The organism is Rhodococcus sp. IEGM 1307, assembly GCF_030056915.1.
GTDB classification, from domain to species: domain Bacteria; phylum Actinomycetota; class Actinomycetes; order Mycobacteriales; family Mycobacteriaceae; genus Rhodococcus_F; species Rhodococcus_F opacus_D.
The window spans coordinates 162,595-174,766 of the sequence record NZ_JASHKW010000012.1; the positions used below are offsets into that span (position 1 = coordinate 162,595).

Annotated in this window: 10 protein-coding genes; 4 read left to right on the forward strand and 6 right to left on the reverse strand. The window is 68.4% G+C overall.

Features of this window, described 5'->3' with window-relative positions; genetic code table 11:
• Position 1: 1 nt before the first annotated feature.
• Positions 2-808 (reverse strand): family 1 encapsulin nanocompartment shell protein, encoded by an 807-nt coding sequence (locus tag QM841_RS23765; RefSeq protein WP_005251300.1) that lies wholly within the window; start codon positions 806-808, stop codon positions 2-4.
• On the reverse strand, positions 805-1,857 hold the full coding sequence (locus tag QM841_RS23770; RefSeq protein ID WP_283333808.1) for a Dyp-type peroxidase: 1,053 nt from the start codon (positions 1,855-1,857) through the stop codon (positions 805-807). The genes QM841_RS23765 and QM841_RS23770 overlap by 4 nt, the downstream gene beginning before the upstream one ends.
• Positions 1,858-2,010: 153 nt before the next feature.
• On the opposite strand from QM841_RS23770, the gene QM841_RS23775 reads away from it, so the two are divergent.
• Entirely contained in the window at positions 2,011-2,436 is a 426-nt protein-coding gene (locus QM841_RS23775; protein WP_005251302.1) for a pyridoxamine 5'-phosphate oxidase family protein, read from the forward strand.
• Positions 2,437-2,443: 7 nt separating this feature from the next.
• Here the strand turns inward: QM841_RS23775 and QM841_RS23780 are convergent, their stop codons facing one another.
• Positions 2,444-5,941 carry a serine/threonine-protein kinase gene (locus QM841_RS23780; RefSeq protein ID WP_283333811.1) on the reverse strand — a complete coding sequence of 1,166 codons (3,498 nt, stop codon included), beginning with the start codon at positions 5,939-5,941 and terminating at the stop codon, positions 2,444-2,446.
• 69 nt (positions 5,942-6,010) lie between these two features.
• Between QM841_RS23780 and QM841_RS23785 the strand changes: the two genes are divergently transcribed.
• On the forward strand, positions 6,011-6,682 hold the full coding sequence (locus tag QM841_RS23785; RefSeq protein WP_280780463.1) for a cyclase family protein: 672 nt from the start codon (positions 6,011-6,013) through the stop codon (positions 6,680-6,682).
• 6 nt (positions 6,683-6,688) lie between these two features.
• Here the strand turns inward: QM841_RS23785 and QM841_RS23790 are convergent, their stop codons facing one another.
• From QM841_RS23790 to shbA, 3 genes are read right to left on the reverse strand one after another with little or no spacing between them, the layout of a single operon-like run.
• Entirely contained in the window at positions 6,689-6,979 is a 291-nt protein-coding gene (locus QM841_RS23790) for a MoaD/ThiS family protein (protein ID WP_280780462.1), read from the reverse strand.
• Complete coding sequence (locus QM841_RS23795) at positions 6,976-8,073, reverse strand: WD40/YVTN/BNR-like repeat-containing protein (RefSeq protein ID WP_283333813.1); 1,098 nt, start codon at positions 8,071-8,073, stop codon at positions 6,976-6,978. Before QM841_RS23795 ends, QM841_RS23790 begins: the two co-directional genes overlap by 4 nt.
• 53 nt (positions 8,074-8,126) lie before the next feature.
• The gene (gene shbA / locus QM841_RS23800; protein ID WP_283333814.1) at positions 8,127-8,714 is read right to left on the reverse strand and encodes an RNA polymerase sigma factor ShbA; all 588 of its coding nucleotides are present in this window, start codon (positions 8,712-8,714) and stop codon (positions 8,127-8,129) included.
• Positions 8,715-8,883: 169 nt separating this feature from the next.
• Between shbA and QM841_RS23805 the strand changes: the two genes are divergently transcribed.
• On the forward strand, positions 8,884-10,071 hold the full coding sequence (locus tag QM841_RS23805) for a DUF8462 domain-containing protein (RefSeq protein WP_029539211.1): 1,188 nt from the start codon (positions 8,884-8,886) through the stop codon (positions 10,069-10,071).
• 130 nt (positions 10,072-10,201) lie between these two features.
• Complete coding sequence (locus QM841_RS23810) at positions 10,202-12,157, forward strand: aconitate hydratase (RefSeq protein ID WP_283333817.1); 1,956 nt, start codon at positions 10,202-10,204, stop codon at positions 12,155-12,157.
• Positions 12,158-12,172: the final 15 nt, after the last annotated feature.

Here is a 12,172-nt window from a genome sequence, read left to right on the forward strand (position 1 = left end):
GTCAGCGTGCGAGGACGACCGCAGCCTCCGCGGTGAGCGAGGCGAACGTGAACGTCTCTTCGAGGTAGAGCGTGACGTCGGTGGCGGTGTGGCTGTCGTAGCCGATCGACAGGTCCGTGCCGAGGGTCAGCTGGTTGTCGCCACCGCGGGTGGACAGCACGTACCCACCGCTGATGGCGGGTGCCCAGATGATGTCGCCGGTGACCAGGTCACGCAGGTGGTGGAACACGGGATGTCCCTCGTCGCGGGTCTCGCTGACCGCGGTGTACGCGTCGGCGTCGAGTACCACCGAATACGGTCCCTCGACACCGGCGAGTCGCAGCGCCGACAGCGCGGACGCCACGGCGTCGGGGATGAGCAGCGGATCCTCCGGCAGACTGAGAACCGGGTTGTCGCTGGACGGTCCGAGTCCGCGGATGCCCGCCTCGTCGAATCCCTGGAAGATCGACTGGTCTTCCGCGAACGCGACGGCCTTCGCGGCGTCCTTGACGGGCTGCCAGTCGGAATCGAGGGAACCCCGGGCGACGTCGTCGACCTCGGCGCGGCTGAGGGTGAACGGGAACCGGAGTTCCACGAGCGGGTCCACCTGCCGCTGCTGTGCGCGGATCCTGCTGTCCGATGTCTTGATCGGGGTGACCCGGCCGAGGTTGTGGGCCGAGTAGGAGTATCCGAACGGTCCCGCGACGTCGACGACGCGTCGACCGGCGACGTGCCGCTTGAACGTGCGGGCGGCCTCTTCGCCGATCTGCTGCCAGGCAACCTCGGTGACGGGTGCCAGGTTGCGGTGCAGATTGCTCGAATCACTCATTGCGATACTCCTTTGAGACCACCGATTTTCAGGGACAGGTCGTACGGGCCGGCCGCGGCCGGCCCGACCGGGTCTTCGGGTGCCGACTCCGCGTCGCCCGGCTCGTCGCCGAGCGATTCGAGCACATCCCGGCTCGGCACGAAGAACAACGTGCCGGTGGCCGCCGTGGAGAAGTCGAGGATGCGGTCGTAGTTGCCGGGCGGTTCGCCGAGAAACATGCGTCGCAACATCAGCTCGGTGACGGCGGGATCCTTGGCGTACCCGATGAAGTAGGTGCCGTACTCAGCCTCGCCGAGGCTGCCGAAAGCCATGTTGTCGCGGAGGATGTCGTGCTCGACGCCGTCGTCGTCGACGATGGTGTTGAGGGTGACGTGCGAATTGGCGGGCTGGACGTCGTCGTCGAGTTCGACGTTCTCGAGCTTGGTGCGCCCGATGACCCGTTCCTGTTCCTCGGTGCTCAGCGTGCTCCACGCGCTCATGTCGTGCAGGTACTTCTGCACGATCACGTAACTGCCGCCCCGGAAGTCGGGATCTTCGTCGCCGATCAGTGCGGCGTCCGCGGCGTCGTCGTCGGTGGGATTCTCGGTGCCGTCGACGAATCCGAGGAGGTCGCGGGAGTCGAAGTAGCGGAAGCCGTGCACCTCGTCGACCACGGTGGCGGCGGAGCCCAGCGCGGAGACGATCTGGCGGCCCAGTTCGAAGCACAGGTCCTTGCGGGCGGCCTTGATGTGGAACAGGACGTCACCCGGCGTGGAGGGCGCGCTGTGGACCGGCCCGGACAGCGGGACGAACGGATGCAGGTGCGCCGGCTTGGACGACGAGCTCACGCGGTCCCAGAACTGCGCACCGACACCGACCACGCAGGACAGCGAGCCGGCGAGTTCGCGGAATCCCACCGCCTTGAGCAGTCCGTCGATCCCGGAGATCACATCGCACACCGTCGTGCGGTCGTCGTCGGAGTCCCCGGCGACGAGCACCAGGAACAGGGAGGCAGGGCTGGGCGGAGTGAGGACTGATTGGGGTGCCAATCTCGCGACTGGGCCTGGCATCTTTGTCTCCGTTCACTTCGACGTACGACGCTGCACTGTCCGGAACCTCAGGTCCCATCTAACCGTTTCGAACCGCCAGGTTCCATTCAATCGGTCCGCCGCGCCGGTGCGGGACCCCGGAATCTGTCGGTGGTGGCTCCTATCGTCGAGGTCATGCCATTGTCTGTGTCCGAGCGCGAACAGTTCCTGTCCGAGCCGCACATCGCGGCGCTGTCGGTTTCCGCCGGTGAGAACCGCGGACCTCTGACGGTCCCGATCTGGTATCAGTACGCCCCGGGGGGTGATCTGTGGGTACTGACCGGCGCCGGTTCGGAGAAGGCGCGCCTCATCGAGGCGGCCGGGCGATTCACCATGATGGTCGAACGCGTCGACCCCACCGTCCGATACGTCTCCGTCGAGGGCGCGGTGACGCGCACCGTCCCGGGAACCGACGACATGCTGCGGGAGGTCACCGAGCGCTACCTCGCGCCGGAGAAGGTCGACGCCTACCTCGATTTCGCCCGGGCCGAACTCGGCGAACAGGTCGCCATCCATCTCCGCCCCGAGCACTGGCGATCGGCAGACATGGGTCCCGCCTGACCGTGGATCACATCGTGTACGGAGCCGTCGCGTTCTGTAGCTCCTCGAGAAAGTCGGAGGGCACCGTCGCCCAGTCCGGCCGCCACTCTCCGGCCAGCTGATCGGCCCGCAGATCTGCGACCAGCGCGACGACGAAGGGTCCGCCGTCGGGAAGCACGCGGTGGAGTCCACGTGCCGCGCAGATCGAGGCGATGGAGGCGAGGGCCTGCTTCGCCTCCTCGTCGCGGCCCGCGGCGGCGAGGCACGCCACCCGGAGGCGCTCGGCCAGCAGGTAGGCGCGGTTGCGGCCGGTGCCGGCCAGCCGATCGGTCCACTCCTGAGCCCAGGTGCACGCCAGCTCGATGTTCTCGCGCGCCCCGGTGGCGAGCAACATCCGGATCGCGGTGGTCTCCTCGACCTGCGCGACGATCTCGTCGATGCCCGACACCGGGCGCCGCCGGTCGTCGTGCCGGATTGGGTCCGGCGCCCCCAGTGAGGGATGCGGGGTGATGCCGAGTCGCCGGCGTTCGTTCTCGATGCGGGCCCGCAGGCGGGCGAGGGAGTAGGTCTGGGCCACCTCGAGTCCGGCGTGCAGGCGTGTCGTCGCCTCCTCACGGTCACCCCGGAGCGCCTTGACGTGAGCGCCGGTGACGAAGCGGGCGACCTTGAAGTCCACCCCACCGGTCTCGACAGCGAGGGTGTAACCGTCGTCGAGGAGACGTTCGGCTTCTTCGACGTCCCCGCGTTCGTAGAGCACCTCACCGAGCAGCGACCCCGCGAGCCGGGCGGACGGCGCTCGCGGCCCGCCCAGTTTCCGTCCGGCTCGGCGGGCCCGCCGGAAACGGTCGACGGCGTCGTCGACGTCGAGCTGCTCGTAGGATGCGACACCCAGATAGCTCTGACCGTGAACAACGTTGTGCGGTCCGGTGTTCCGCTCGTAGTAGGGCCGGGCCACCTCCTGGATCCTGCGCACCTCCGCGAAGTCGAAGCGGTACACGGCGGCGAACGTCGTGACGTTGAAAGCGGCGCACACCACCCACGGGGACATGGCCTCCGGCCGCGCCAGGCAGTCGGCGGCGAGTTCGTCAATCCGGTCGCTGCGGTCGTTGCGCAGTTCGGCCACCGCACGGACGACGCCCGCCTCCGCCCGCAGATCCGCCGTGTCGCTCGCGCTAGCGCCGCTGTGTTCGAGTGCCCATTCGGCTCGCTCGAGCGCGCGTTCGGCGGCCATGGTCCGGTTCGCCATCGCGTGCGCCCACGCCGTCGTGACCTGCAGCCGGGCGCTCGCGGCGACGAGAGCCGGTGGCAGCTTGTCGACCACCGCCGACAACGTCGCCGCTTGGGACTGCTCGAGCAGTATCAGTCCGTCGGCCTCGACGAGTTCCACGGCGCGTTGCTCTTCGCCGCCGGCGATGGCGTGGTCGACGGCCTCGCGGAGCAGGCTGTGGTCGCAGAACCAGCGGGACGCGATGCGGTGCAGTTCCCGGACGCGGTCGGGTTGGTCGCGTTCGAGCCGGCGGCGCAGGAACTCGGCGAACAGGGTGTGGTACCGGAACCACGTCCGCTCATCGTCGATGTGGCGCAGGAACAGGTCCCGGTCCTCGGCGGCCTCGAGCATCGCCTGCCCACGGGCGGTGTGCGCGAGGGCGCCGGCGAGGCTGCCGCACGTGCGCTCGGTGATAGAGGTGGCCAGCAGGAAGTCGAGCATCTCGGGTTCGAGGGTGTCGAGGACGTTCTCGGCGAGAAATTCGCCGATCGCGTGGTGACGGCCGGACAGTCCGGCGATCAGCTCGGAGGGGTCCGCTCGCCCGCGCAGTGACAGCGACGCCAGTTGGAGAGCCGCCACCCATCCGTCGGTGGAGTCGCGGAGCTCGGTGACGTCCTCACTGTCGAGGGGCAGGCCACCGAGGTCGACGAGGAACGATCGGGCTTCGGAATCGTCGAAACGCAGTTCGGAGTAGTCGATTTCGACGAGTTCGTCCTTGACGCGCATGCGGCTCATCGGCAGCCCGGCCCTGGTTCGGCTCGTCACCACGACCTGCAGGTGGTGGCAGCCGTTGTCGAGGAGGAACTCCAAGGCGGCGATCGTCGCGGGTTCGGACACGCGCTGCCAGTCGTCGATGATCAGGGCGATCCGTTCGCCGCTCTCGTGGATCTGGTTGACGAGCGAGGTGAGCACGTAGCGTTCGGCCTCGTCGTCGTGCTCCTCGAGGACCTGGCCGAGTTCCTTGGCCAGGTTGGGACGCACGCGGCGGATCGCCTCGATGAGGTGCGCGACGAACCAGACCACGTTGTCGTCGTCGTTGTCGACGGTGAGCCACGCGACGGCCACCCCCTCGTCGGCGAGGACGTTCCGCCACTGGGCGGCCAGAGTGCTCTTGCCGAATCCGGTGGGGCCGTGGATCACGGTCAGCAGGCGCCGGCGTCCGGCCCGCAGCAGGTCGATCAGCCGGTTCCGCTCGACGAGCTGGCGGGTCGCGGCGGGGGGCCGGAACCGGGTGGCCGGCGCGGGCGGTGGCGTCGACGCGTAGCGCGCCCGTCCCGTCGTGGACGTCCGGAACGGACCGGAGATGGTCGAGACCGCCCCGGGCGAGGAATCCTCGACGTGGTGCACCCCGGCGTCGACGGGCATTGCCATCTCGTCCACAGCCAATCCATGGTGGCGTTCGACCTCCCGCAGTTCGTCCCCGAACGCGGCGGCGGACGCGGGGCGATCCTCCGGTTTACCGGACATCGCCCGCTGGATCACGGCGCTGAGGTCCTCGGGGAAACCCTCGGTCCGCAGGTCCGGGACGGGTTGGGTGGTGATGCGCAGGAACTGCGCGATCACCTCCTCGCCGTTGTGCCGTTCGAAAGCCGCGTGCCCGGTGATCGCGCTGAACAGGGTCGCACCGAGGCTGTACACGTCGGAGGCGGCGGTCGGGGTCCGCCCCGACAGCACCTCGGGTGCGGTAAATGCGGGGGAGCCGGTGACGGTGCCCGCAGTCGTCTCGAACGCCCCCGACATCCGCGCGATCCCGAAATCGGTGAGCTGCGGTTCGCCGTACTCCGTCAGCAGGATGTTTCCCGGTTTGACGTCCCGGTGCAGGATGCCCACCCGGTGCGCGGTTTCGAGCGCACCGGCAAGTTTCACCCCGACCCGCAGGGCGTCGCTCCAGGGGATGGGCCCGCGCCTGCGGATCTGCGCGTCCAGCGAATCGTGGGGATGGAACTGCATCACGATGTACGGCCGGCCGGTGTCGGTCGTCCCGACCTGCATGATGTTGACGATGTGCGGGTGGCCGCTCAGCCGGCCCATGGCGCGCTGCTCCCGCAGGAACCGTTCGAGGTTCTCGGCATCGAGTGCCGCGGTGAGGACCTTGACCGCCACGGTTCGATCGAGTTCCGGTTGGGCACACCGATAGACCACCCCGAACCCACCGTGCCCGATCTCCCTGGCGTCCTCGAGACCGACCGCGGACAGCTCGGTTGCGAGTGTTTTCGACACCGACTCACGCTGGGTGGCGAGCGGGTCAAAATCGGTCATTCCACCACCTCTTCGCTCGTCATCGAGCATATCGCGGTACGCGTGACCCCGAGGCCGGACAATCGAGCGATGCCACACGTGCGGAAAATCGTGGATCTGTCACACACGATCGGGCCGGGGATGCAGGTGTATCCCGGCGACCCGGTGCCGACGCTGATCCGGCACTGCACTCTCGAACGCGACGGCTACAACGTGCTGGACGTCAGGATCGGTTCGCAGTCCGGGACTCATGTCGACGCCCCGGCGCATCTGAAGGCGGGGGCCGCGACCGTCGACCGGCTGGCACCGGAGCTGTTCGTCGGCCGCGGCGTCGTGTTCGACCTGCGCGAGCTCGTTGCGCGGCAGCGGATTACCCGCGAACTGATCATGTCCCGGGCGGGCGACGTCGGGCCGGGCGACATCGCCGTGTTCCATACCGGGTGGTCTCGCCACTACGGAACGGATGCCTACTACACACATCCATTCCTCGACCCCGAGGCGTGCGCACTGCTGCTCGACCGGGGAGTGCGGACGTTCTGCCTCGACGCCCCGAGCATCGACGAGACTCCGGACGAGGACCACGCCGACGCCGGATACCCGGTTCACCATCTGATCGCCGACGCCGGCGGAGTGATCGGCGAGAATCTGTGCCGACTCGACCGGATCGACTTCCCCGACCCGCTCCTCAGCCTCCTGCCGATCGCCCTGGAGGCCGGGGACGGAGCGCCCACCCGGGCAGTGGCGATGGAGCTTGCGGAGTAGTCGCGCTCAGCCGCCGGCCACGGACTGCAGAATCTGCAGTTCCTGCCCGGGCGTCACCTCGGTGCCGACGCCGCCGAGGAGCCGGACGTCCTCGCCGTCCACGTAGACATTGACGTACCGCCGCAGGGCGCCGGTCTCGTCGCGAATCCGCCGGCCGAGAATCGGGAACTCGCCCGCGAGGACGTCGAGCACGTGGGACACCGTCGAGGCGGCGTCGAGGGGAACGTGCACGGAGCGTTCACCGCCGACGATCGACGCCAGTGCCCGCGGAACCCGCACGGTGACGCCCCCGCTCATGACGCGATCACCGCGGCCCGCACACACAGGACGTCGGGCAGATGCGCCGCGACCGTGCCGAACGAGGCACCCTCGTCGGCGCTCCCGTAGACCTCGCCGCCGCGCGTGCCGAAATACACCCCGACCGGGTCGGCGGTGTCCACTGCGGCGGCGTCGCGCAGCACCACGTTGTAGTCGCGTTCCGGCAGCCCGCTGTCGAGGCGGGTCCAGCTGTTCCCGGCGTCCTCGCTCCGGTAGACGGCCAGCCGGCCGTCGGGTGGGATCCGTTTGCCGTCCGCCTCGATCGGAACGACCCAGATGGTTCCCTCCCGGCGGGGATGGGTGAGCATCACGAACCCGAAGTCCGTCGGCAGTCCGTCCGCGATCGACTTCCACGTGTCGCCGCTGTCGTCGGAGCGGTAGACGCCGTGATGGTTCTGGGCGTACAACCGGTCAGGAACGACGGCGTCGCGGGCGATCTTGTGGACGCACTGGCCGAACTCCGGGTTCGGGTCCGGCAGGAAGTAGGCCGTGATCCCGGTGTTGCGCGGCTCCCAGGACGCGCCCCCGTCCGTGGTGCGGTAGACACCTCCGGTGCTCATCGCGACATGCACCGTGTTCTCGTCCTGTGGATGAGGGGCGACGGAATGCGCTGCGGCACCGCCATATCCGGCTCCCCACTCGAGGCGGTGCGGATGGTCCCACAGCCCACGTTCGAGGTCGAAATGCTCGCCGCCGTCGACCGACCGCCACACCGAGATGGGTTCGCACCCCGCCCACACGACGCCCGGACGGTCGTCCGTGTCGGGCCGGAGCTGCCACACTCGCTCGAGCGCGGCGCCGTCACCGTCGCCGAAGCGGATGGCGCCGTGGTCCGGTTCGGTCCAGGTGGCACCCAGGTCGTCGGAGTGCGCGACGGTGGGACCCCAGTGCTCGGATCGGACCCCGACCAGAATGCGGGTGCGGCCGGCCCGCGTGTCGATCCCGATACTCGGAATCTCGTTCATCAGGAAGTGCGGGCCTGACAACGCCCAGGTGGCGCGGTCGCGGCTGGTGGCCAGCCACAGGCCCTTCTTCGTTCCGATAGCGACCAGGACCGTGTCGGGTGCGCTCATGAATCCATCGGACCACTCGGCCCCCGCAATTGGCAACGACCGGGCGGGAACTCTCAGCGGGCAGGCCCGTGCCCGATCCTCGCCCGCAGGTGGCTCAGCGCCCGGTGCTGGGCGACACGGACGGCGCCCGGAGTGGTGTCCAGGACCCGTGCGGTCTGCTCGGCCGACATTCCCACGATGACGCGCATGAAGAGGATCTGCTGGTGCCGGACCGGAAGGGTCTCGACGAGCTGGCCCATCTCGCCGCGCAGTTCGCGGCGCAGGACGTGATGCTCGGGGCCGTCCTCGACGTCCACCACATGATGTGCGGCAGCGCCGCGCGCGGTGGTCGGTGCGGACAACCGGGTGGCGCGGCGCCGCGCGTCGGACACCTTGTGCGCGGCGATGCCGAAGATGAACGACAGCAGCGACTTCCCCTGATTCTCGTACGTCCGCAGGGAACTCATCAACGCGAGGCACACATCCTGGGTGACGTCGTCGGCGGTGGCGTGCGGGTGATCCACCGACTCGAGCCTGCTCGTGCAGTAGCGGTGCACGAGTGGGTGCGCGATGCGGAGAACCTCTTCGACGGCGTTCTCATCGCCCGTCGCTGCGTGCGGCGCGAGGCGTTCCAACTCGGCTCTGGCGTCCAACTCGATCATGGTGTTCTCCCTGTTCCTGGTGCTGCATCCAGCCTCGGGGGAACGCGCGATCGTCGATAGGCACCGAAGGGTGCGGAAGTCGCCACCCCGGCTAGGACTTCATAGTGGGATCTAGGACACGCGCTAGATGAGCGCAGATTCGGCAACAGAGGTTGTTACCTTCGTGGCCATGGACCCTGTCCGTAACCCCTATGCGCCCGGCGCGGGGCAACGCCCGCCGGAGCTCGCGGGCCGAACCAGGCAGCTCGACGCGTTCGACGTGGTGCTCGAGCGGATCGCGCGCGGTCGCCCGGAACGCAGTGTGATGCTGACGGGTCTGCGCGGCGTCGGGAAGACGGTCCTGCTGAACCACCTGCGGTCGGCCGCCATCTCGCGGCGGTGGGGCACGGGGAAGATCGAGGCCCGCCCGGATCAGGATCTGCGGAGGCCGCTGTCGTCGGCGTTGCACATGGCGGTGCGGGAGATCGCGGGCTCGCATCGCGACCCCGACCGGGTGGAGGAGTTCCTCGGCGTCCTGAAGTCGTTCGCCCTGCGCGCGACGGCCGACAAGGGCATGCGGGAGCGGTGGCAGCCGGGCATCGACGCCCCCGCGGTGAAGGGTCGCGCCGATTCCGGCGACATCGAGATCGACCTGGTGGAACTGCTGCTCGACGCGTCGTCCCTGGCCCGCGACGTCGGGGTCGGGATCGCACTGTTCATCGACGAGATGCAGGACCTCGGCGCCGCGGACGTCTCGGCGGTGTGCGGGGCGTGCCACGAGCTCAGCCAGGACGCGGCGCCGCTGATCGTGGTCGGGGCCGGACTGCCGCACCTGCCCGCGGTGCTGTCGGCGTCCAAGAGTTACTCGGAGCGGCTGTTCAGCTATCACCGCATCGACCGGCTCGACCGGGTGTCGGCCGATCGGGCATTGATCGCGCCCGCCGAGCGGGAGGACGTGAAGTTCACGGACGAGGCGCTCGACGCGTTGTACGCCGCGGCCGACGGCTACCCCTATTTCGTCCAGGCCTACGGCAAGGCGACGTGGGACGTGGCCGCGGCCAGCCCGATCACCGAGGAGGACGTGCGGGTGGCCGCCCCCACCGCGGAGGAGGAACTCGCGGTCGGGTTCTTCGGGTCGCGGTACGAGCGCGCGACGCCTGCCGAGCGGGAGTACATGCGGGCGATGGCCGACCTCTCCGGGGACGACGGACCGGTCGCCACGTCGGCGATCGCCTCCGAGCTCGGCCGCAAACCCGCGTCGCTGTCACCGGCGCGGGACGGGCTGATCAAGAAGGGCCTGATCTATTCGGCCGAGCGCGGGTCGATCGGATTCACCGTGCCGCACTTCGGCAAGTATCTGCGGGCGCAGAACGACTAGCGGAATCTAGCTTTCTCTACGAATTTTCCTAGATAGCCGAAGATTGTCCTGTCGAGTGCCGGACGGGTTCGGGGCGCTGGCCCTCGCCGTGACTCCGGCGCATCCTGGAGGTACGACGAAGGGATCAGCGATGTCGGACACTGTCGCCCGCAAGGTCATCGGTGCACACCTCCTCGACGGCCGGATGGAACCGGGCGAGGAGATCTCGATCCGGATCGACCAGACCCTCACCCAGGACGCCACCGGAACCCTGGTGATGCAGGAACTCGAGGCGCTCCACCTCGATCGCATCAAGACCGAGTTGAGCGCGCAATACGTCGACCACAATCTGCTGCAGACCGACGAGAAGAACGCCGAGGACCACGAGTTCCTCCGCACCGCCGCGCTGCGGTACGGGTTGTGGTTCTCGAAGCCGGGCAACGGGGTCTCTCATCCCACCCACATGCAGCGCTTCGGTGTTCCCGGCAAGACCATGGTCGGTTCCGACTCGCACACACCGGCGGCGGGATCGCTGGGCATGCTCGCGATCGGCGTCGGTGGGCTCGAGGTCGCCATGGCGATCGCGGGTCAGCCCCTGCACCTGCGGATGCCTCAGATCTGGGGTGTGGAGTTGACCGGCAGGCTCCCCGACTGGAGTTCGGCGAAGGACGTCATCCTCGAGATGCTCCGCCGCCACGGGGTCAAGGGTGGGCTCAACAGAATCATCGAATACCACGGTGAGGGGCTCGCAACGTTGACGGCGATGGATCGTCACGTGATCGCGAACATGGGCGCCGAACTGGGCGCCACGACGTCCATCTTTCCCGCCGACGACGCCGTCCGCGATTTCCTGCGCGCCGAGGGCAGGGAAGCCGACTTCGTGGAACTGCTCGCCGATGCAGGCGCGGAATACGACGTGCACGAACACCTCGACCTGTCGACGATCGAGCCGCTGATCGCGAAACCGTCTTCGCCGGGAAACGTGGTGCCCGTCCGGGAGGTCGCCGGTGAGGACGTCAGCCAGGTGGTGATCGGGTCGTCCGCCAATCCCGGGCTGCGCGATTTCGCGATCGCTGCGGCCATGGTGTCGGGGAGGCAGACCGACCCGAGCGTGAGCTTCGACGTCAATCCGAGTTCGCGGGAGATCCTTTCCGATCTGACGAAGATGGGCGCCACGCTCGCGCTCGTCGTGGCAGGCGCGCGAATTCATCAATCCGGGTGCATGGGCTGCATCGGCATGGGCCAGGCGCCGGCGACCGGCCGGAATTCCCTCCGGACGATGCCCCGCAATTTCCCGGGGCGTTCGGGCACCCGTGAGGATTCCGTGTGGCTGTGTTCACCCGAGACGGCGGCGGCGTCGGCTCTCACCGGGGTGATCACCGACCCGCGGGACTGGGCGGAGAAAGTGGGGATGCCGTACCCGGAGATCACACTTCCGGACGAGGCCACCGTCAACACGGCCATGCTGGTGGCTCCGCTGCCCGAGGAGGAGGCTCGGCTCGTCGAACTCGTGAAGGGTCCCAACATCTCGTCCCTGCCCGAGTTTCCGCCCCTGCCCGACCGCATCGAGGCACCGGTGCTTCTCAAGGTCGGTGACAACATCTCCACCGACGAGATCTCTCCGGCCGGGGCGCGGGCCCTGCCGTTCCGCTCCAACATTCCCAAGCTGTCCCGGTTCACCTTCACCCAGGTGGACGAGACCTATCCGGCGCGCGCGGAGAAGACGGCGAAGACCACCGGGCATTTCATCGTCGGCGGTGACAACTACGGGCAGGGGTCCTCGCGTGAGCACGCCGCGATCACCCCGCGCTACCTCGGGTTGCACGCGGTGATCGTCACCTCGTTCGCCCGTATCCACTGGCAGAACCTCGCCAACTTCGGTGTCCTCGCGCTCGAATTCGAGAACCCGGACGACTACGACACGATCCGGCAGGACGACGTGCTTGTCCTCGACGGGGTTCGGGAGGCCATTCGTTCCGGCCCCCACCTGACCCTGTTCGACTCGACCCGTGACGTGGAGATCCCGGTGCGTCATCGGCTGTCCCCACGTCAGGTCGACGACGTGCTCGCGGGCGGATTGATTCCACAGCTGGCACGCAGGGAGTGATCAGCCGGTCGCCGT

Bases quoted from the DNA above. Each gene is read 5' to 3' on its own strand.
- QM841_RS23765 (WP_005251300.1), bottom strand. From the start codon at position 808: ATGAGTGATTCGAGCAATCTGCACCGCAACCTGGCACCCGTCACCGAG.
- QM841_RS23770 (WP_283333808.1), bottom strand. From the start codon at position 1,857: ATGCCAGGCCCAGTCGCGAGATTGGCACCCCAATCAGTCCTCACTCCG.
- QM841_RS23775 (WP_005251302.1), top strand. From the start codon at position 2,011: ATGCCATTGTCTGTGTCCGAGCGCGAACAGTTCCTGTCCGAGCCGCAC.
- QM841_RS23780 (WP_283333811.1), bottom strand. From the start codon at position 5,941: ATGACCGATTTTGACCCGCTCGCCACCCAGCGTGAGTCGGTGTCGAAA.
- QM841_RS23785 (WP_280780463.1), top strand. From the start codon at position 6,011: ATGCCACACGTGCGGAAAATCGTGGATCTGTCACACACGATCGGGCCG.
- QM841_RS23790 (WP_280780462.1), bottom strand. From the start codon at position 6,979: ATGAGCGGGGGCGTCACCGTGCGGGTTCCGCGGGCACTGGCGTCGATC.
- QM841_RS23795 (WP_283333813.1), bottom strand. From the start codon at position 8,073: ATGAGCGCACCCGACACGGTCCTGGTCGCTATCGGAACGAAGAAGGGC.
- shbA (WP_283333814.1), bottom strand. From the start codon at position 8,714: ATGATCGAGTTGGACGCCAGAGCCGAGTTGGAACGCCTCGCGCCGCAC.
- QM841_RS23805 (WP_029539211.1), top strand. From the start codon at position 8,884: ATGGACCCTGTCCGTAACCCCTATGCGCCCGGCGCGGGGCAACGCCCG.
- QM841_RS23810 (WP_283333817.1), top strand. From the start codon at position 10,202: ATGTCGGACACTGTCGCCCGCAAGGTCATCGGTGCACACCTCCTCGAC.